General features: G+C 44.8%; 19 protein-coding genes and 1 tRNA gene. 7 read left to right on the top strand and 13 right to left on the bottom strand.

Annotated features, from left to right (window positions below; all coding sequences use genetic code 11):
- Positions 1-51: 51 nt before the first annotated feature.
- Positions 52-5,895, top strand: a complete 5,844-nt coding sequence (locus IPM19_04060; GenBank protein QQS22775.1) for a fibronectin type III domain-containing protein — start codon at positions 52-54, stop codon at positions 5,893-5,895.
- Positions 5,896-5,930: 35 nt separating this feature from the next.
- Here IPM19_04060 and IPM19_04055 read toward each other — a convergent pair whose 3' ends face one another.
- The 3 genes from IPM19_04055 to IPM19_04045 form a co-directional block, all read right to left on the bottom strand.
- Positions 5,931-6,341, bottom strand: a complete 411-nt coding sequence (locus IPM19_04055) for a hypothetical protein (GenBank protein QQS22774.1) — start codon at positions 6,339-6,341, stop codon at positions 5,931-5,933.
- A gap of 49 nt (positions 6,342-6,390) precedes the next feature.
- The gene (locus IPM19_04050) at positions 6,391-6,693 is read right to left on the bottom strand and encodes a hypothetical protein (protein ID QQS22773.1); all 303 of its coding nucleotides are present in this window, start codon (positions 6,691-6,693) and stop codon (positions 6,391-6,393) included.
- Between the two features lie 30 nt (positions 6,694-6,723).
- Positions 6,724-6,811, bottom strand: a tRNA-Ser gene (locus IPM19_04045).
- Between the two features lie 181 nt (positions 6,812-6,992).
- Here IPM19_04045 and IPM19_04040 point away from each other — a divergent pair.
- On the top strand, positions 6,993-8,774 hold the full coding sequence (locus IPM19_04040) for a DNA primase (protein QQS22772.1): 1,782 nt from the start codon (positions 6,993-6,995) through the stop codon (positions 8,772-8,774).
- Positions 8,775-8,955: 181 nt separating this feature from the next.
- Complete coding sequence (locus IPM19_04035; GenBank protein QQS22771.1) at positions 8,956-10,317, top strand: sigma-70 family RNA polymerase sigma factor; 1,362 nt, start codon at positions 8,956-8,958, stop codon at positions 10,315-10,317.
- Positions 10,318-10,375: 58 nt separating this feature from the next.
- On the opposite strand, the gene IPM19_04030 is transcribed toward IPM19_04035, so the two are convergent.
- The 6 genes from IPM19_04030 to queA all read right to left on the bottom strand — a co-directional run bounded on the left by IPM19_04030 (position 10,376) and on the right by queA (position 14,907).
- Positions 10,376-10,786 (bottom strand): hypothetical protein, encoded by a 411-nt coding sequence (locus IPM19_04030; GenBank protein QQS22770.1) that lies wholly within the window; start codon positions 10,784-10,786, stop codon positions 10,376-10,378.
- 425 nt (positions 10,787-11,211) lie between these two features.
- Positions 11,212-11,487, bottom strand: coding sequence for an acylphosphatase (locus IPM19_04025; GenBank protein QQS22769.1), 276 nt, complete (start codon positions 11,485-11,487; stop codon positions 11,212-11,214).
- A 21-nt stretch (positions 11,488-11,508) separates the two neighbouring features.
- Positions 11,509-11,979: a thioredoxin-dependent thiol peroxidase gene (gene bcp, locus IPM19_04020; protein QQS22768.1), complete on the bottom strand. Its 471-nt coding sequence runs from the start codon at positions 11,977-11,979 to the stop codon at positions 11,509-11,511.
- Between the two features lie 25 nt (positions 11,980-12,004).
- Positions 12,005-13,030, bottom strand: a complete 1,026-nt coding sequence (locus tag IPM19_04015; GenBank protein ID QQS22767.1) for a DUF3048 domain-containing protein — start codon at positions 13,028-13,030, stop codon at positions 12,005-12,007.
- A gap of 2 nt (positions 13,031-13,032) precedes the next feature.
- Positions 13,033-13,782 (bottom strand): prolyl oligopeptidase family serine peptidase, encoded by a 750-nt coding sequence (locus IPM19_04010; GenBank protein ID QQS22766.1) that lies wholly within the window; start codon positions 13,780-13,782, stop codon positions 13,033-13,035.
- A gap of 69 nt (positions 13,783-13,851) precedes the next feature.
- The gene (gene queA, locus IPM19_04005) at positions 13,852-14,907 is read right to left on the bottom strand and encodes a tRNA preQ1(34) S-adenosylmethionine ribosyltransferase-isomerase QueA (protein QQS22765.1); all 1,056 of its coding nucleotides are present in this window, start codon (positions 14,905-14,907) and stop codon (positions 13,852-13,854) included.
- A 140-nt stretch (positions 14,908-15,047) separates the two neighbouring features.
- Between queA and IPM19_04000 the strand changes: the two genes are divergently transcribed.
- Positions 15,048-15,548 (top strand): hypothetical protein, encoded by a 501-nt coding sequence (locus IPM19_04000; protein ID QQS22764.1) that lies wholly within the window; start codon positions 15,048-15,050, stop codon positions 15,546-15,548.
- A gap of 102 nt (positions 15,549-15,650) precedes the next feature.
- A complete protein-coding gene (locus IPM19_03995) occupies positions 15,651-16,403 on the top strand; it encodes a hypothetical protein (GenBank protein QQS22763.1) in 753 nt (250 codons plus the stop codon).
- Between the two features lie 41 nt (positions 16,404-16,444).
- On the opposite strand, the gene IPM19_03990 is transcribed toward IPM19_03995, so the two are convergent.
- The 4 genes from IPM19_03990 to IPM19_03975 form a co-directional block, all read right to left on the bottom strand.
- Positions 16,445-17,134 carry a hypothetical protein gene (locus IPM19_03990; protein QQS22762.1) on the bottom strand — a complete coding sequence of 230 codons (690 nt, stop codon included), beginning with the start codon at positions 17,132-17,134 and terminating at the stop codon, positions 16,445-16,447.
- A 105-nt stretch (positions 17,135-17,239) separates the two neighbouring features.
- Positions 17,240-17,911, bottom strand: a complete 672-nt coding sequence (locus IPM19_03985; GenBank protein ID QQS22761.1) for a response regulator transcription factor — start codon at positions 17,909-17,911, stop codon at positions 17,240-17,242.
- A gap of 192 nt (positions 17,912-18,103) precedes the next feature.
- Positions 18,104-18,508 (bottom strand): hypothetical protein, encoded by a 405-nt coding sequence (locus tag IPM19_03980; GenBank protein QQS22760.1) that lies wholly within the window; start codon positions 18,506-18,508, stop codon positions 18,104-18,106.
- 92 nt (positions 18,509-18,600) lie between these two features.
- Positions 18,601-19,929 (bottom strand): ferric reductase-like transmembrane domain-containing protein, encoded by a 1,329-nt coding sequence (locus IPM19_03975; GenBank protein ID QQS22759.1) that lies wholly within the window; start codon positions 19,927-19,929, stop codon positions 18,601-18,603.
- Between the two features lie 42 nt (positions 19,930-19,971).
- Between IPM19_03975 and IPM19_03970 the strand changes: the two genes are divergently transcribed.
- Positions 19,972-20,415 (top strand): disulfide bond formation protein B, encoded by a 444-nt coding sequence (locus IPM19_03970; GenBank protein QQS22758.1) that lies wholly within the window; start codon positions 19,972-19,974, stop codon positions 20,413-20,415.
- Complete coding sequence (locus IPM19_03965; GenBank protein QQS22757.1) at positions 20,408-21,061, top strand: thioredoxin domain-containing protein; 654 nt, start codon at positions 20,408-20,410, stop codon at positions 21,059-21,061. The genes IPM19_03970 and IPM19_03965 overlap by 8 nt, the downstream gene beginning before the upstream one ends.
- Positions 21,062-21,089: the final 28 nt, after the last annotated feature.

The raw sequence follows: 21,089 nt of genomic DNA, 5'->3' as shown, positions 1-21,089 counted from the left end.
TCTGGGGGAACTCAGGCTTACATTCTGGATATTTTAGGATCTGGGAATCCTTTGAGTTTAGTGTGGAATAATGGAACATTGGTGGCCAATCAAACCTGCGGCACTTATACCGCCGGTGCTGTATATAAAATGAAAATTATTTCTGGCGGGTTTGAAGTATATAAAGATGGCGTGCTGATGTGTACCCAGAGTACTGGGGTAGCACTGGACAATAAGAAAATATTTTTGCAATCTTCCGCCGCAGCATCTACATTCGATGATGTCTTAGTAACAGGCAATGGCGGAGCGCCAACGGCTCCTGGTCAAGTTACCGGTTTAAGTGCGGAAGCAGGCGATGCCCAGGTGGCACTAACCTGGTCTGCTCCTGGTTCGAATGGCGGTTCTGCCATCACGGATTACTTAGTAGAGTATAAATTGAATTCGGAGCCAACTACGTGGTCCACATTTAATGACGGTACATCTACTTCCACCTCGGCAACGGTTACAAGCTTAAGCAACGGGTCTCTGTATAATTTTAGAGTGAGCGCCATTAACGCTGTCGGTACTGGAACAGCCAGTAGTACTGCCAATGCAACCCCTTCTGCGCCCACGGCGCCGGCTGCACCTACAATTGGCACTGCGGTAGCTGGTGATGAGTCTGCTTCGGTTTCCTTCACGCCCGGCTCTAATGGCGGCAGTACCATTACTGGTTATACTGTGACATCTTCCCCAGGCGGTTTTACAGGTACGGGGTCCTCTTCCCCGATTACTGTGAGCGGCCTTACTAATGGTGTTTCTTATACTTTCACAGTTACTGCTACAAACGCCATAGGCACGTCGTCAGCCTCCAGCGCATCTAATGCGGTTACTCCAAACGAAGAAATTCCTCCAAGTATTCCTAATTTGGCTCTATGGTTAGACGGGGCAGATGCGGATAATATGAGCGTGTCTGGGGACAGGATCAGTCAGGTCAATGACAAAAGCGGAAATGGCAAAAACGCTACATCTGCGAGCACAGCCCGTCCGACGTTAGTGTCCAATGCCCTTAATGGCCGTTCGGTAATGAATTTTGACGGCAGTGATGATTATTTTAATATTGGCAGCTCAATTACATACCGCACCGTAGCCATCGTTGCCAAAAAGAGTACTTCCGCGGCTTTCAGCAATTACCCAGGTTTGATCGGTGATTTTACAGGAACCTCGCCAGGTAACGGTCATGTTTTGAATGGGATAGATGGTACTACTAAATTAGGGTCAGCGACTAGCAGTTTCTCTTTGGCTCACCGCAATGGCACATCTATTGCTGCTTCTAGCGGCCACGACTTCTCGCCTCTAAATGAATATTGGATTGGTGTTTTTCAGCTGCCTTCCAGTATGACCAATACAACTTCTTCAATAGGTATGATTAACGGCGGCGGCCGTTATTGGAACGGCGATATTGCTGAAGTCATCGCTTATAGTTCGACAATCACTTCTGATCAAAGAAATATTTTAGAAAACTATCTCTCTACTAAATGGAACATTGCTGTGTCTGGCCCGACTGTTCCCGGCGCTCCCACCTCTCTCGGTGCAAGCAGAGGAGACACCCAGATTGGGCTGTCTTGGTCTGCACCGGCTAGTAACGGCGGCACAGCCATTACAGATTATATAGTGGAGTATAAGCTGAGTTCAGAGCCAACAACTTGGTCCACATTTAACGATGGTACTTCTACCTCTACCACTGCTACTATAACTGGTTTAACCAACGGTCTAAGTTATGATTTCCGGGTTAAAGCAGTGAATATTATAGGCACTGGCACCGCTAGCGGAACTGCTACAAAAACCCCTGGCCCTCCAACGGCACCAGATGCCCCAACTGGTGTATCAGCAGAAGGTGGTAATACTCAAGCCACTGTGTCATTTAGTCCTCCGGTGGATAATGGCGGCGCTTCTATAACTAGCTATACAGTGACATCGTCTCCAGGCGGTTTTACTGCTTCTGGCGCATCATCGCCGCTAACTGTGACAGGCCTTACCAATGGCGTCTCTTACACGTTTACGGTTACCGCTACCAACTCAGCTGGAACTTCCTCGGCATCCTCAGCTTCAAACTCGGTAACTCCGAGTACTTTGGCGAATCAACTCACGGATAGTTTTACTGGGACAACCATTAATACTGATAAATGGTATGAATATGACCCTACTGGTTCCGGCGGGACGACGGGAAAGATTCAACAAAATGGTTCATTAACTATTGCAGATAGTTATGTAGGTGGGAACTGGGCTCAAAATGCTTTAATCTCCCAGGATGTATTCAGTTCCACCTCTCTAGAAATTTCTGCAAGCATGATTTCTGGCTCCGGTCCCGTCTTGGGATACGGTGATTATCAGTTTGCAAGTGCGAACAAAAAGGCTTACCTCGTATATATATCTGGAGCGGGTTCGTCGGTTATCTTAGCGCTGTCTTGGGACAATACTGCTATGACCCAAACGAGTTGTGGTACGGCTAGCGTTGGAGCAGCAATTTACAAGATGAAAATCATTTCTGGTGGTTTTGAAGTTTATAAGGACAATGTCTTGGTATGTACTCACAACACGGCTGTTGTGGTTAATAACAAACCCGTGTTCCTGCAGAACTCCGGCACTGCCAGTACCTTTGATGAAGTTGTTGTCTACGGTGAAACTCCGGTGGATACTGTTCCTGATGCCCCGACAATCGGTACCGCTACGGCTGGCAATGGTTCGGCAGTCGTTACATTTACACCACCGAGTTTTAATGGCGGCAGCGCCATTACTGGCTACACAGTTACGTCCTCGCCGGGCGGGGTTACAGCCAGCGGCAGCAGCTCTCCTATCACTGTGACCGGGCTTACTAATGACGTAGCCTATACTTTCACCGTCAAAGCCACTAACGTTCAGGGCGATTCCGCAGCTTCAAGCGCGTCAAATTCGGCAACTCCTCAGTTGCCGCAAGCCCCCGGTCAAGTTACAGGTCTGGTTGCAACCGGTTTTAACCGCCAAGTGCTGCTCGGGTGGGATGCTCCGACTTCGGGAGGCACGCCAACCGATTATGTTATTGAGTACAAGCTTTCTTCCGAACCTTCCACTTGGTCGACTTTTAATGACGGTACTTCTACTAGCCTAAAGGCCATTGTTACTGGCTTAACAAATGGTTCTGCTTACGATTTTAGAGTAAAAGGCTCTAATGATGGCAATCCCGGTACGTCTTCAGCCATTGCTTCTGCAACGCCCGATGCAATCAGTACTTTGAGTTTTGTTATTACCGGCGAAAGCAATTCTGGTGGTATCGGATTAAATAGTCAAGCTACCGTAGGGGAATTGGCATCTCGCTCGGCGGTACAGATAATGAATCTAACTTCTGGCAATTTCTTGTATGAGAATTTGGATATAGGGACAAATAACCTGCGCGACCACTCTGGCTTAGAAGGTTATTATGACTGTTGTCATGGCTTTGAACTTCAATTGGCAAACTCTACAGAAGAGCATGCTTTCCCAGATAATCCTCAAGTTTATTTGGTTAAGACTGGCCATGGCGGTTCTCAAGTTACCAACTGGGCTGTCGGCCAGACATATTGGACCAAATTTTTGCAGCGTACAGCGGCTGCCAAAACCCAGCTGCCGGAAAACCGCAAATGGGTAGTATTTTTAAGCTTAGGTATTAATGATGCTATTGCTGGAAATAACGTTTCAACCTGGAAGACTAATATGATTGAATGGATGGACAGGATTAAAGCCGATTTGCCCGGAGCGATTATTATTCTCACAGGGTTCCAGTCTATGGGTTACGGAACCTATAACACGGCAATCAATGAGTTAGCCGCTTCGGAGCCTAATGTGTACGCTATCGATTCCACAGGTGCAGCTTTGCGTGACGCAAACCACTGGAGCTATGCCGGTTTGAAAACCGTTACAAGCAGCATGGTTACGGTTACTAAAAATGTTTTAGGATTGAATTATCCTGGGTTGCCAACCAGCTTGTCTGCTAATCCGAGCAGTACTTCGGTTGCGCTTTCATGGACCGCTCCGGTAAGTAATGGAGGATCTAGCATCACCGACTATATTATTGAGTATAAAGAATCAGCGGCGAGCACCTGGAGCACTTTTAATGATGGCACCTCTACGACAGCCTCTGCTACGGTAACAGGTTTGTCCAGTGGAACAGCTTACAACTTTAGGGTCAAAGCTGCCAATTCTAATGGAGCTGGAAATACAACATCTGTGAATTCCACCACTGCCGATGGCACCGCACCGTCGATTTCATCAGTTTCTGCAACCCCGGGCAGTAATTCTGCGTCTATCACTTGGACCACGGACGAGAACAGCTCATCTATGGTGGAATATGGCCTTACTTCTAGCTACGGGACTTCCACTAGCGAAGCTGATACTTCTCCCCGCGTAACAAGCCACACCGTTAACCTTACCAATTTAACTTCTTGTTCTACCTATTATTTCCGAGTTAAATCAAATGACGCAGCCAGCAACTTGGCAACCGGCGGCGCCAATAGCTTCACTACTACTGGCTGTGCTGGCTCTGCTACAGTCGTGACCCAGTCTGCTACGAGCGTAAATAATGGCACTGGCGGAACCGCCCAATTGACTTCCGGTTCCAACGGCCTGGAATTGACCATACCTATGGGGGCCGTAGGTGCTAACGCAACATTCCAAATCAAAGAACTCGATAAGACGACTGTCTTGGCGAATATTGGCAAGCCGTCCGGGGTTAACCCTGTGGGCCTGGTTTTCGACCTTAAATCTTTGACCAATCTGGATACCCCTGTAACAAGCTTTAACTCTGCCATTACTTTGACGTTTAGCTATCAGGAGAGCGATGTGGCAGGGATCAACGAATCAGCTTTAGTAGTTTACAGGTATAACGGCGTTAGTTGGAGTCCGTTAAGCGATTGCGTTGTAAATACCTCTGCAAATACAATTACTTGCACCACCACGCAGTTCTCTGTGTTCTCTATTTTTGGCAGCCCTTCAGTCGGAGGCGGTTTGCCGTCAATTGCATACTTATCTCCTGTCGCTCCTTCCGGTGGATTTAAGCTTCAAATTAACGGCGGTGCAAAAACTACATCAAGCTCTAATGTTGTCTTGTCCTTCAATGGAGGTTCGGATATAGCCAACATGGCAATTTCCAATACCTCCGACTTCAGTTTTGTAGGGCAGGAAAAGTACTCCTCTGGTAAGCAGTGGGATCTGTGTAAACATTTGGCAGTATGCAACTATGGGCTCAAGACCGTGTACGCTAAATTGTATACTTCCTACGGGCAATCCAGTGAAGTTATTACTGCTACTATCGAATACTCCAAATCCGGGCAAACCACCAAACAGGGTCCGGCTAGCAAGGCAGGCGCTAACATCAAAACTGCCGACGGGACTATATACACAGTCACCAGCAATAACACGTTAAGGCCTTATACTTCGGCAGGAGCCTTCCTTTCTTATACCTTTAATAATTTTAAGTCTGTCGTACCAGCTACCACCGGCGATCTGCAGCTGCCGATTGAAGGGTTTATTGCTCCGCGTGACGGCAGTATAATCTGTTCTGACAGAGGATCAGATAGGGGTACTTGCTATTTGATAATTGCCGGCAAGAAAGCTGGCTTTACATCCGAAAGAGTCTTTAAAGGCCTCGGTTATTCCTTTAGCAAATCACAGAATGGCGACGTTTCCTTTATGGAGCCGACGAGTCTGATCGACAATGAAGATCAAGCACATCGCACCGGAACCTTGGTTAAAATCGGCAAAACCATTTACTTGGTGGGCGAGGACGGGCTCAAGGGCATTCCAACTATGAGCGTCTTGAGCTCCTGGGGCTATGATGCTTCAGATGCTGTGCCAGCCAACAAGCATGATATAGCAAAGGAAAAGTCAGCCGTCATAGAAGCCCGCGGCGCCGGCCAATTCCGATAAATTTAAAAACGCTGTCGCAGGACAGCGTTTTTTGTTTACTTATTCTTGAATTTTTTGTAGAAAGCCACGACCGCGGCTCCGAGCAACCCCATCATTAAATCTTTGAGAGTATCAATAATGCTCGGCTGCATTAAAGTCCCTAACAGCGAATCGCTGGCATATTCGGAAAATTCCCAGAGGACAGCGGCCAAGGCTGTAATAGCTATGGCCAAAAACATCTTCACGCTCGGCACGGCCTTCAGCTCATTTTTAGTTTCCAGGTGTGCGAATAAGTAGTAGCTGCTGTAACTAATTGCTAGTCCACCCAGGAAATGCATAGGGGTATCGAGCCAGCGCAAAGTCGCATATAGACCCAGCTCCTGGGATATTAAATGGAAAGCCAGGACTAGCATCGGCCAGACCATAATCGGAAAATAATTTTTTAACCTTGAATACTGCTGCTTCATCTTGTAAAAATAAAATGGTCTCTCGCGAGACCATTTTATTTTATCATAGTTATTCAGTTTTTTCTTCCGATCCTTCTGCTGGGGTATTTTCTACCCCTGCGATATTTGCAGCATCGTTGTGGCCATGAGCTGTAGCGTGCTTGCTCTTTACGCTGGTATTGAATTTATCGATAAATTCTTGATTGGCTTTGTCATCGATAAAATTTTCTGCCAACTTTTCCGGATCAATGCCCGCAGTGCGGGCTACTGCGGTGACCAAGCGGGAGAGGGTAGCGTTGCTTTGGTTTTGTTCGTACATCAAGCTTTCCAAAATTTGGCGCTTGCTTAAGTTGTTGAGTTGGGACTTTGCCATACTATTTCTATAAGTTAATGAAAATCTTCCTGGCGGAGACGGAGAGATTCGAACTCTCGAAGGTTTGACCCTTACTCGCTTTCCAAGCGAGCGCACTAGACCACTATGCGACGTCTCCATGATTTGGCCGCAGATGCGGTAAACCGCCCTGCTCCTCGTTCGCGCTGGCAGAGCCATCGCTCACTTACTATAGTAAATTCAGTGTTTATTCTAGCATTTTGGCCCGATTTTGTCGAGTGTTCAAAAGGCCCTTTTATTGGTACAGTAATAGGAGAAAACCCTTTTAACAGCCCACGAAAGTGACAGATAACACCATCCAGGATGTAAAAGACAGGCTCGATATAGCCACGGTTATTGGCCGCTATGTTCAGCTTAAGAAAAGCGGTGCTAACCTTAAAGGTTTGTGCCCTTTTCATAATGAAAAATCTTCCAGCTTTATGGTTTCGCCATCCAAGCAGATTTGGCATTGTTTTGGTTGCGGTGAGGGCGGAGACGTATTCGGTTTCATTAAACGCTATGAGAATGTAGAATTCCGCGAGGCGCTAGAAATGGCCGCGGATATGGCGGGCATCGAATTGCCGAAGTTTAAGGCTCAGAACGGTCCAGAAAAATCTGTCTTAGAAGAGCTTACCCGCATCAATGAATTTGCCTGCAGCTATTATGAAAAATATTTACAGAGTTTGAATGGCGCGTATGCCCGCGAGTATTTAAAGGAGCGCGGCATTGCCGAAGAGACAATTATACGCTGGCGTATCGGCTTGGCTCCGAACAGTTTTGACCAGCTGTTAACTGCACTGAAAAAGAAAGATGTTAACCAGCCTTTGGCATTGCAGGCCGGAGTATTAGCAGAGAGCAGTAATGGCAAAGTCTTTGACCGCTTCCGCGACCGGGTGACATTTCCTATTTTTACTTTCAATGGCGAAGTGGTGGGTTTTTCTGCACGCGTGCTTCCTGGAGCAAAAGAAGACCAGGCCAAGTACATCAACAGTCCGGAAACGCCGGTTTATAACAAAAGCAAAATAATTTTTGGTTTAAATTTTGCCAAGGATGCTATTAGGCAAAGCGGACAGGTAGTAGTAATGGAGGGTCAGATGGATGTAATCTCAGCGCATCAGGCTGGATTTAAAAATACAGTTGGCAGCAGCGGTACGGCTTTTACGGAAGATCAGCTGCGAGTATTAAAACGACTTAACCCAGTTTTGGTTTTAGCCTTCGACAATGATTCGGCTGGGCACAAGGCTACGCTGCGCACCGCAGCTTTGGCTTTGGGGTTAGAAATGGAAGTTCGCGTGGTAGATTTGCGTTCTGCCAAAGATCCCGATGAGCTGATTAATAAGAGTCCTGCGATGTGGGAGAAGCTGATTAGCGGCAGTTATCCGGTGGTGGAATATTACCTAGAGCAGGCAAGGAATGATTATAGCTATGGTTCGCTCGAGCAGAAGCAGTTTATTATCGAGACAATTTTACCCCTAATTAAGCAAATTACCGGAGCGGTTGAGGCCGATCATTATTTGCGCAAAATCAGTTCTGAGTTTGTGATTACGGAATCGGCCCTTAAGCAGGAATTGTCTCAGGCGGTTATTTCTGGCTATGGTCCAACCGGCCAGTTTGTAGAGCCAAAACAGCCCGAAATAACCAAGACTCACGTGCCAGAGGTTAACCTTTGGGAGAAAGAGATTTTGGGCGGAATGATTGTTTTTCCTGAGTTTTTAGAGTTTGTTCAGGTAGAAAGCCTACCGGATCAGCTCTTATCGGAAGAACTTTTAGAATATTTTCAGAAAGCCATTTTAGGCGAAGATCTGTCTAATTGCGAAGATTCGCTTGTCAAAGAAGCTATCTTTATGGTAGAATCTAACTTAGAAAATTTGTCCAACAACCAACTGGCGTATATGCGCGAGTTAAAGAAAAGCTTTTTCTTGTTTAAGTTAGCCAAGTTAAAAAATTACTTGCAAGAGCTGACTATTGCCATCAAGAAAGCTGAATTAGAAAACAACTTAGATTTTGCCAAGCAGTTAGGCGCCCGGTTTGCCCAACTAACCAAGGTGCGCTTTGAAATCGAAACTAAACTGCGCGAGGCATAAGAAATAAAAAAACAATTTAAAACTGTAATGATAAACATGAATTATTATGTTCATGAATTTATTTTTGTACGCCGACAGCGCTTTCGGCCCGGTGTGGCCGGCGCTAGCGGACTGTCAGCTTAACAAAAATAAATTCATACAATAGTTCATGCTTAAGTTTAATTTTTAAATAATTTAATACATGGTTAAGAAGAAAGTTGTGAAGAAGGCTGTGAAGCCTGCTAAAACAAAAAAAGCAGTTGTTAAGAAACCTGCCAAAAAACAAGCGGCCAAACCTGTTAAGCCCGCTAAGAAACCGGCGGTAAAACCAGTTTCTAAGCCTGCACCAAAAGCCACCGCTAAGCCGGCTCCAAAACCCGCAGCTCCGGAAGTAAAAAAGAAAAAAGGCAAGCGCATTGGACGCAAGCTCGCAAAGCTAGTTTTAACTGAGGAAGAAACCCAAAAGTTCCAGGAAGCTTTAGACAGCTTAATGGCTAAAGGGCAGGGTCGGGGCTTCGTTACTGAAGCTGAAATTTTGCATATCTTCCCGCAGTTAGAAGACGACATCAACTTGCTGGAACGGGTAATGGATACCTTGGAAGACAACGGCGTAGAAATTGTCGATCAGGAAGTTGCCAGCGTTTGGGAACAAGGCAAGGGACTGCTAGAAGAAGAAGGCTCTACCAAGAAGAAGAAAGATGAATTGCTGGAAGGCTTCGATTTGGGAGATATTTACGACGACTCTATTCAGATGTACCTTCGTGAAATCGGCAAAGTGCCTTTGCTGAAAGGCGAGGAAGAAATCGACTTAGCGCAGCGTATCGGCAAAGGCGACGAAGGGGCCCGCAAGCGCTTAACCGAAGCCAACCTGCGTTTGGTTGTATCTATCGCCAAGAAATACATGGGCCGAAACCTAGGATTATTGGATCTTATCCAAGAAGGTAATCTTGGTTTATTCCGCGCTGTAGAAAAGTTCGACTGGACCAAAGGCTATAAGTTTTCCACTTATGCCACTTGGTGGATCCGCCAGGCCATTACTCGCGCTTTAGCGGATCAATCCCGAACCATTCGTATCCCTGTTCATATGGTGGAAACTCTGAACAAGTATGCCCAGGCAGAGCGCCAGTTAGTGCAAGATTTGGGACGCGAGCCGTTGCCGGAAGAAATTGCCGCCGAAATGGGAATCGAAGTAGAAAAAGTCTATCATTTAAAAAAGATTTCCCAGGAAACCGTATCAATCGATGCGCCAGTTGGAGAAGACAGTAGTGACGAAGAAAGTTCCTATTTGCAGGATTTCATCGAGGACGAAGATAAGCCCAAGCCAACAGAAATGGCAGGCCGTCAATTGCTGCGCGAGTATGTTGAATCAATCTTGAAAGATCTGGACCCGCGCGAGCAAAAAATTCTTAAGATGCGTTTTGGTTTGGAAGACGGTGTAACCCATACTTTGGAAGAAGTCGGCGAAGAATTTGGCGTGACCCGCGAACGTATTCGCCAGATTGAGGCTAAAGCCTTAGATCGGATTAAAGAACATCCAGATATTCACAAGCTCCGCGATTACTAATTTAATAAAAGATTGCCAAATAAAAAGCTGCCTTCACTGGCAGCTTTTAAATTAAAACCTACTCGTTGCCGAGTAGGTTGTTGTTTTCGACTGCCGGTTCGCTGATTTCCGTATAAGCCATTAGCCAGCCCAGAAGCATGATTATGCCCATTATCAGAATTCCGGACAGGTAAAACAGCACCGAGGCGCTGTCTCTGAGTACAGAAACTGCTTTGAGCAAGGACAGTCCGCAATGGGCAAATCCGCTGATGGTCATTAGTGAAAGCAAAATGATTTTTTGCCAGGGCCTTTTGGCCAATATTGCAGCACCTACAAAGGCCCCAAGCGAAATTCCCATATTGAGAAATGCCAACCAGCTGTCATTCATGCTTTTGGCATATTCCTTGATATCAAAGGCAGAGAAAATTATTCCCACGGCTGCCATAAATACGAGCAAGAACAAACGATCCGTTTTATCCATTTTTCCCATCTTAAATCCTCCTTAAATAGGCTAAAAATACCTTAAAGTATAAATAATCCTCTTGGCAAAGTCAATGATTATTTTTTTCTTTTTAGGTATGGGAAGTATGGAAAAACAGTGGAAAACTACCCTTGACCCTAGTGAAGGACGGGTGTAGCCTAAAGGTAGAAAGGGGAAAGCCTTTGATGATTAATCCAGTAATGGGAAAGGTGCTTTAGCCAAAAGCGATAAGCCCACAGGCGCGAACGCCTGGCAGTCATCTATAAGACAATTAAATATCGCACATGGCTCAAGACCTACGCTAAGACTCCTACGGCAGAGCAACCTAACAGAAAATAGGTTACCTGCATGCAGGAGTTTTAATTTTACTCAACACTAGTCATTAATTTGTATATTAAAAACCGGCATTCGCCGGTTTTATTTTGTATTAGAATTTACCATTCTCCCTGAAAGGTCTCGTAATTCTGTAGCTCCTCGGTGGAAACGTAATCAACTTTGTCGATTTTGGATCCTTGCGGTCCAACATGGCACCATTTTAGAAACTTTTGCAGATCATCAAGCTCTCCTTCAACTTCAATTTGGACCTTATCGTTGTCATAGTTTTTTACCACTCCAACCAAATTCCATTCCAAAGCCTTTTCGATTGCGCTAAAGCGGAATCCAACTTTTTGAACTTTGCCATGGACTGTAATTGATACGTGTTTCTTCATATTTTCCAATCTCTATATTTATTATTTCGATAATTCTTTAATATCTGCCAGAACTTCTTCTGCATGCATAGCAGGCTTAACCTTTTCGTAAATTTTGGCAATCTTGCCTTCTGGGTTGATCAAATAAGAGTTTCGTACGGTGCCCATATATTTTTTGCCGTACATACTTTTTTCTTGCCACACTCCATATTTCTCGACCACTTTCTTGTCTTCGTCTGCCAATATTGTGAAGGGTAACTGGTATTTATCTGCGAACTTTTTATGGCTCTTTTCGCTGTCCACGCTTATGCCGAAGACTTTAACCTTTAATTTTTTAAAGGCCGGAAAATTGTCGCGCAAGGTGCAGGCTTCAGTGGTGCATCCTGGTGTGTCGTCTTTTGGATAGAAGTAGACAAGCACCCATTGGCCCTGGTAATCGGAGAGCTTATGTTTTGCGCCATCCTGGTCCGGAAGTGTGAAGTCAGGGGCTTTTTGGTTTATTTTAAGAGTCATATAATAAAGGATAATAAGGCTTTAACTACTGCCATTTAATGTCATTTTGCCTGTTTCTTGGGAAAACTTCAATCCAGGTTTGGCCAGCCTCCAATACCAGCGGTAGACCTTCGGCATCGGTATAAACGTGTCTGTTTTCCAGGTATTCCCAATTGCATCGCTTGAATTTACCGTTGTTAAATAGGAAGCAGGGTCCATTGCCAGTGAGCTTGATGTTTTGCGTACCTAAATCGTCATTGGGGTTAGTGGAAATATCTGTAAGCATAATCAGTACATTCTTTGGCGAAACTTGGACACTACCATTTTTGTCTATGGTGGCAATACTCTTTATGAAGCGTTTGTACGAATTGCTTTGCTGGTCGTACGTGTAAGTAGCCTCGTAGCTATCCGTCGAGAAAGGCAGGGTAACTTTGGTTATTTCGGGAATAATCTGTTCTGGCGCAGTGGTTTGTGTTTGGAAGATGATCCGGCTTTGCCATAGGTTTTCGTCTTTCTTTTGCAGCAGCTTGCGCTGGTCATCTTTAATATCGGTGTAAAGGTTGTGGGGCGCGTAACGTTCGGTATCCCGGTAGAAGTAATCGCCGTAGCTGAATTCATTAACGTCAAACAGGTTTTTATGAACTCTGGAGGCTAATTCCGACAACGCCTGCTTACTGCCACCGGCGTGTACGTATGAAGCTCCCCACATGTTGGATAAAAAGTTAAAATACGGGCGCGCGGAACGAACCGGGCCAGCTTCCTTTGGATCCTTTGTCTGAAAAATAGCCAGGAAGCGGGTGATTCCGCCTTCTGCCAAAGTTTCATAAACTATATCAGCTTCGTTTAAGCCGGACTGGGGCCGGCTGTCGGAATGGTTTTCTATTACTACCGCAATGGGCCTTCGGGTGGCTTTGTCTTCATCCACTAATTCGCCATTTATACTTGGTAATTTTTTTACTTCTTCTTGTGAGGTAGTATTGCTGGAATCGTTGCGCGTAGCCTTCCAAATGCGCCAGCCGGTAAAGCCAACTACTAGAACAAGGATTATGATTACAGCAATTTTCAGTTTCATGGTTAGGATTTGATGAATTTAAGAAATGATTTATAGAAACGGGGCTTCATGATCAGACTGGAGCTCATGTGGTCGCCACGCGGGAGGGAGATAAGCTTGCTTTTTGTCTGTTCGGCAAATTTCTTGGTTATGCTATAAGGGCAGGTACGGTCATCTCTAGCGTGAATCATCAGGATTTTTTGCCCGTCTATATCCTCAACATGGTTTACTGGATTATAAAATTTACCGCTTTTTAGCTTGTCCCAGCCTTTCGGGTGCAGCCTGTATCCGTTGCCGAAAGCTTCTTTAAAGAACCGAACCATCTTAGGATATGGCTCGTCGGGCCCTGGCTTTGTCCAGTCGAGCATAGCAGAAATTGCTGCCACTTTATCTATCCGTTTGTCCATACTCGCTAGTATGGCTGCAGCGCCACCGAAGCTGCCGCCGATTACATAAATTTTGTCTGGTTTAACTTTGAATTTTTTATTTCCCCATAGTTCCGTAAAGCCTTCTGGAAGTTGTTCAATAACATCCAAAACATCCTGATGGGGGGATTTCGCTAAAAATTTACCATCGCTTTCCCAGCTGCCGCGGTAGTGGACGTGAATTGCCCAAAAACCCTTCTTGCTGAAAAATTCCAACATCTGCTTTTTGTTAGGCATGCTTGGTGCGCCGTCGCACAGTAAAATTACTCGCTGCTTTTTTGTAGCACGGGCTGGTGGTAAAAATTCCGCCACAATTTCTCTGGCAAACCTTGTTCGGTATGTATGCATGGCTTTATTTTAACAAAATAACTGCCGTAAAACTAGCAGTCATTTAATGTTAAAAGTTGTTGTATCCCATTATTTTATATACATACCATCACCGAACGAGAATAAGCGGTATTTTTTTCTAATCGCCATCTTGTACAACTCTAAGAGTCTCTTTCTTCCAATAAGACTAGACACAAGCATAAGCAAGCTTGATCGAGGGACGTGAAAATTCGTTAGTAAGGAATCTACAAACCTTAGCTTGGTCCTTTCTGTAATAAATAGGTGTGTGTTTCCCGAGAGTTTAGTTAGTTTTCCTGCTGGGTTACTGGCTGATTCCAGTGTTCGCACAACCGTTGTGCCTACCGCAATGATCGTGGACCCGGACTTTTTTGCCGAGTTTAAGGTTTTTGCAGCGGCGTTGCTAATCTCATACCATTCTTCATGCAGCCTTTGCTTTTTCCACTGGTCTTCGTGAAGTGGTGCAAAAGTGCCAAGATTAACATGCAGTGTTGTATAAACAATTTGAATTCCCGCTTTTTGAATTTTATTAAGCAAGGCTGGTGTAAAGTGCAGGCTGGCTGTTGGTGCCGCAACTGAGCCTAAAGTTTTGGCAAAAACTGTGTTGTATTCTTTTAGTAATTTTTTCCCTTTCAGGCGTGGACTTTTGATATAAGGAGGCAGCGGAGTTTGACCATATTCGTTTAGTACTTCATAAACTTTCTTAACAGGAAATGATGGTTTTAAATAGTAGAACTGGTCCGATTTTTTAAAAACGGTAAATGCTATAGCTTTGCCTTTTGGTGTAACTGAACTCATTTTAACCAAGCTGCCCGGCTCGAGTTTCCGGTCGCTTAAAAATATAAGATACTCTTTTTCGCTCGATATATATAGAATACGGGCTTTGCCTCCGCTGGGCTTGATGACTTCCAGCCTGGCTGGCACAACCTTGGTTTGGTTTAAAACCAGCACTGAGTTTTTAGGCAGATGTTTTAGGATGTTTCTGTAAATGTCATGTGATGTTTGGCCAGTGGTACGATCGTAAACTAACAGCTTGGCCGCGTCGCGGGGCGAAACCGGAGCCTGTGCTATAAGTTCTGGAGGAAACTTATAATCATAAGATTCCAATAATTTTTGAAAGGATTGCATGCAAGTATTTTAGCAATTTCTGAAATAAAGAGTAATGCTGAGCAGTGCGTTGTAGGTTAAAGCGATGAGAGGTTGACACAGACTGAAAAATTATGTACAATAGGTTTTTGTTTGCACTAATATGTTAGGAGGAACCTTTAATGAACGCTGGCATCAAAAAGGTAGGCAGTGTCAGATATCCTTTCGTGCGCGCAGAGACGATGGTGATAGCTTCCGACAATGCAAGTTTGGGAATGGCTTATCGGAATTTAATAGAAGAGAAACTTGCCGTACGCGACTATTTCTTTTACCGCAATAAGGACGTAATTGATTCCCTCGCTTTTAATTACAACAAGGACCGTCCGTACTCGATCAGCATGATCAAGCGCAATCTTGATTGCGGAGTAAGGAAAATTTTGCTTGTTACTCATGTCGACTACTCGGATTGCAAAGATAAAACCGCGCAGGAAGGTAAGTTTAACCGGAAGGTCTCTGCAGCCCAGGGAGCCATCCGAGCTATCCTTAACCAGTTTAAAGGACAGTTCGGTAATTTGACCGTTGAAGGTTATATTATCGTTATGAAGGGCGAGCTAAAAGTTTTTCATCAAATATTAGAGTTGGAAAAATCGGTTTCGGCCGGGGCAACTCAAATACCACAATAACCGCATTCTTAGGTGCGGTTTTTATTATACAGCTTATTGACTTTTAGCGATTTTTAAGCTATACTAAGTTTTTTGATAAGTAAAATATACGTAAGAGGAACCATGAATCAAGAAGAAGCAAAACAGTTCGTAGACAGCAATAAATTTCCTGTCCAATTTACCAACTTGCAGAGTCGCTGTGTAGACGGACGTTCTCCACAAAAAGAGGATGAGGCCCGTATCCCGGCTATTTCTAAGCCTGGTGCTGACATCGGCGATTTAATTATCACTTTAGGCGCTTTGAACAAATTGGAAATCAAAGCTGATCCTAAAATGGTGCTGGATACCATTACCGAAACCTACGGTGGCCCTTTTAATCTAAAGTTTCATACCGATGCTCATGCACTGGAAAAGGGTGCTGGGCCCGGTCTTGGCTGCGGGCACATCAACTTTGCAACCCAGCATCCCGAAGACTATCATTTGTCGGAGGATCAGACTGAATTTATTCTAGAACAGCTTCCAAAGCTGTTGGATGAAGGCGCAAAGCAGATTGTTTTAAACGGCGATCATGCCGAAAAAGCTGTTTTGGTGATTGAGTCAGACTTTTATGGGGTCAAGCCAAACAACGGCGACACTCAGGTGTTCGTTTACCAAAAGCGGTTGCACGAGCAGCAATTGGGCAAACTTACCAAGCCGTTGGCTTATAAGCTTAAGGCATCCGGTCAGGTGGTCGAAGAGGGGAGTTTGCGAAAAGCGATTGATGAAGTTTTTCACGACCAGCTTGGAGCGACTCTAGGTAGAATTGCCAAAGGCCTGCCGATCTTTAGCGTTAATATTCCGCAATCAGGAGCGGTCCACGTAGAAGCAGTTGCTTAATTCTAAATTATAAAAGCACGAGAGATTCTCGTGCTTTTTAATTATATAGTGATGTTGTTTAAGCTGGAGCTGTTACCGATGAAGTAATACGCTTTACTGTTTTTTAATACAACATAACCGGTCAAGTTGTTTGTAGAGAACTGTATAGCTTCTGAGCCGGCGAAAGTCGCCTTAGAGATCTTACCCACTTCGCTGCTGGATTTTAGCTGTGCTGTTATGGTTTCGTAGCTATCCTTAGAGTCGACTACATTTACGTTGTAAAGTAATTTTCCGGAAGCTGAGTAAAAAGTGACTGTTCCTGCCTGCTCGTCTACTTTTGCACCTGCCGGAAGCACTGCTTTTAGGCCGAACGCTGAGTTTTCGTATTTAATAGGCTGGCTAGGATCAACGCCTGCAGCCGGAGCGATGAAGGTAGTTGCTGGTTCACTGGCAGAGGTGCTTTGGTCGTTGACAGTAGCGCTTACGCTAGTGGTGCTGTCACCCGCGACCTGCCCGGAAGAGGCGCTTTCGCTGTTGTTATCTGGCGGCAGAGGAGTGCTAATAGAAGGTTCGTAAACCTGGGCGATTTCCGGCTGATCGCTGGTATCGGATTTTTTGTCATCATTTTGATTTATCCCAATGATTGCCCCGACGATTAAAACCAATGCGATTAATCCGCCAACTAGCCATTTTCCCGCTCCTTTGATCTTTGCCCAAATGGAGGCAAATATTAACTTCAGTCTGCTTAACATATTTTTTACTATTAATTGGTAGTTCTTAATTATAGAAGCAAAAATGGGCTCAGTCAAGGCGCTGACGAGGCGTTTAATGGCTTAAATAAGGCAAAAGAGTCTAAATTATGGCTGCAGGGCTATCTTGTAACCCCGTCCGGAAACGGTGTGGATCAGCTTGGGATGTCCTGTCTTTTCTATTTTCTTTCTTAAATTTAAGATATGAGTTTCTAGCGAATTGGAAAAGAGGTCAGTATTGATATCCCAGACATGTTCGATAAGGTCGGTGCGCGTTAAGACAATATCTTTGTTGCGCAGCATGTATTCTAAAATGCCAAACTCTTTTTTTGTAAGATGAACTTGCTTTTTGCCGCGCCGCACTACGTAGCGGCGAGCGTCTAATACTAAATCCCCTAAAGTATGCTCATCAGATATCATTTGTCTAGGTCGTCGCAACAAGGCTTTAATCCTGGCAATGATTTCTGAGAAGTGGCTGAACTTGCTTATGTAGTCATCTACACCGGCGTTAAATAATTCGATAGCTTCATCGCTGGATAGCAGTTCGGTGACGACCATGATAATGGTATTGCGCCCCCTGGCCCTGATTTCCCTACAAATGTTGGTGGCGTTGCACTGCTGTGAATGCTCGACAACCGCCAAATCATAATCTGTGCTGCGTGCCCAGAATTCTCCTTGTTCCACAGTCCCGGCTACGTCGACATTAAAATGAACTTGCCTAAGGCTGAGGTCGAGTTTTTTTGCGAAGAGCTCGTCATCGCTTATTATGAGGAGCCTCATATATTCCTTATTTAGCTGCACCCTAACCCTGCAGCCTTTAGTTTTTATTTTGGTTAAGAAGATATTTTAATTTCTTTCGATCTTAGCGTCAAGAGTTTTAGTTGTGAATAACTCATCAAGATCTTCTGAACAAAAAATAAAGACCGGCTAACTAAAATATTAGCCGGCCTGATTAGGCCTGGTAGGACTGTACTACTTGAGCAGATAAACCACGACACCTGTCAGAACGAATCCGACAATCTTTTTACTGCTTACTTCGCCATTTACCACCGCATGGTAAATTGCAGCTACAGCCACTTGAGTGATGAGCATAGTCGTTAGTAATGGCCCGATCTCTATGGGGGTAGAGCTGGAAAGCATGCTGGTAAATACTACCATGCCGAGCGCACCGCTTACTCCTGCTATGATCGCGAATTTCCAGTCTGCGTTTTGCCATGAGGCGGTTCCATTGAGGACAGCAGGTATTACCATGCTCACAGTCACAAATGCCGAGAAGACAGCGCCTTGCCAAAAGCTACTGAGGTTGGTCCGCTGCATCATAAGCGGCCACCATGCGAATAGAAATCCGGTTACGATCGCCGCAACAGTATTGTTCATTAATATATCCTCCATTATCACTCGCATTATAACATTTTTTCAACAAAATGTCAAAAGTAATGTTAGCAAGACAAAACCGGCTTTTAGCCGGTTTACAACGCGAAACGTTCCCAATGGAGTTGTTTTTTAGGCAGGCCTAATTCGGCCATGGCGCTTTTTAGCGCCTTCATCATGGCAGGGGGGCCGCATAAGAAGACGTCACGTTCCGTAAGATCCGGCACTAACTGAACCAGCTTACCCTTATTAAGCATGCCGTGTTCTGCGCCGGTTACCTTTTCATCGGAATAGATTTCTATTAGTTTGAATGGATGCTGTGAGCTGCTAAAATTTTGAATGTTTTTTAGTTCTTCGAGGAGTACGGCTTCGTTTCTCGTTTTAGCACTATATATAAGAGTAAGATCTATATTTCCCGCCAACTCCTCGCTCAGGGATCGCAGCGGGGTGATTCCTATCCCGCCGGCGATTAATAAGACTTTATTTTGCCTGATCTTATCCGAAGTGAATACTCCGTGAGGGCCGTCGACTAAAACTTTAGTTCCTGGCTTCAAGTTTGGCATTAGTTCGGTAAAGTCACCCAGCTTTTTAGCGGTTAGCCTGATTTCCTTGTTGTGCGCTCCCCAGGATAAAGAGAACGGATGCTTCTGCCAATAAAAACCTTTTTGCAAAAAACGGAAGATCATAAATTGTCCGCTGCGGCGTGTAAATTTCTCGATGTTATTGCCGGTAATGTATACGCTGGTGGCTACGCCGTTTTCTGATTCAACCTTATCGATAGTAAAACCAAAGCGTTGAAAATTATATAACGGCTTAAAAAACCGAAAATACAAAATATGCAAAGCTACAAAACTGTACAGCGCCAGCCAGTAAGCTCGGAACCACTCGCTGGAACTTGCTAATCCGTATTCAAACTGGTGCAGCGCAAACAGAAAGAAAGCCGCGTAGTTAAAAATATGAACGTAGTACCACCATTCGTATTTTAAGTTCCGCCGGATTATGGTAATAGACAGCCCGACCGTGGTGAACAAAATCACCAGTGCAATGAATGCGTAAATTACGTCATCGTATTCGGTTAGAAAGGAAAAGTACTGCGAGAAATAACCTATGTCATTAATCAGGGAGTAGGCCCTGGTCACCAGGCTGACATGGCTTACTATGAGCAAGAGAGTAATGTAGCCTGTCCACTTGTGGACACGAGAAAGCTTGTCCAATCCGAACACGGATTCAATCCATTTGATGCGGCCGATTAACAGCAGCTGGTTTAATGCAAAGATAGTCGCGATCAGGCCGGATAGCTTTCCGATCATCAGGAGTTTAACGGGAATACCTCCAGCAACGAACGACTCGCCGTTAAAATACCACCAAAAACCTAGGGTTATAGCAAAGTTGGTCAGGAAGAATGAATATATAGCTAACCTTTTCATATATAAGAATTGTACCATTTTTTGTTGTGATATAATGATTTTATGATTGATTTAATAAAAAAGAATGCATTGTATTTAGCATGGACGGGCAGCCTTGTGGGAATGCTGGGAAGTCTGTACTTTAGCGAGATCGCTAATTATCCTCCTTGCGTGCTGTGCTGGTACCAGCGCATTGCCATGTACCCTTTGGTGGTGATAATCGGCTTTGCGATTTACAAGAAAAGTCGCGATATGCTCCTGCCGGCGTTCGTATTAGCAGCGATAGGCTGGATTATTGGCTTGTATCACAACTTGCTTTACTACGAAATTTTGCCAGAGGCAGCAGCGCCTTGCATTGCCGGCGTTTCGTGCACAACAAAGTTTATCGAATGGTTTGGCTTTGTGACTATTCCGCTGCTCGCTTTCGCTGGTTTTACAGGCGTATTAATTTTATTAGTAATTCATTGGAAGGCTACTAAGCCCCAAAAGGAAGTTAACAATGTCTAAAGAAGTAAAAATTTTATTAGGAATTGCAGGTGCGGTAATTATCGGAGGGGTGTTGTTGGCAATTTTTGCAAACCCTCAGCCTAAAGAGCCTGGTGCTCCCGTAGATAAAGATTCTCTGGTAAGAGAAAACAGTCACATGACTGGCAGTCGTGATGCTAAAGTTACTATTGTCGAATTTGGTGATTTCCAGTGCCCTGCGTGCAAGGCTGCTCAGCCAGAAGTCAAGGCGATTTTAGACGAGTATAAAGATAATCCAAACTTTAATTTCGTGTTTAGAAATTTTCCTTTAGATACAATTCACCCGAATGCCCATGTGTCTGCTGAGGCTGCAGAAGCTGCCGGTGCACAGGGTAAGTATTGGGAAATGAATGATATGCTCTACGAAAAGCAAAGCGAGTGGTCTACTAGCCTTACCCCAATAGATATTTTTGCAGGGTACGCAGCAGAGCTCGGGTTGAATGTCGACCAGTTTAAGCAAGCTGTTCAGCAGCGCCTGTATGCAGATATCATCAACACCGACTATAAAGACGGTGAAGCGATCGGTGTCAATTCGACGCCAACTTTCTTCATCAACGGCCAAAAGCAGAACAAGGTGCTAAATCGTACCGAACTTAAGGAGTTGATCGAAGCCGAATTGGCCAAATAAACTATTTACCAAAGACTGTCTTTGGAAT

Source organism: bacterium (assembly GCA_016699995.1).
GTDB lineage: Bacteria > Patescibacteriota > Doudnabacteria > UBA920 > UBA920 > UBA920.
This window is presented reverse-complemented; position numbering and strand designations above follow the sequence as displayed.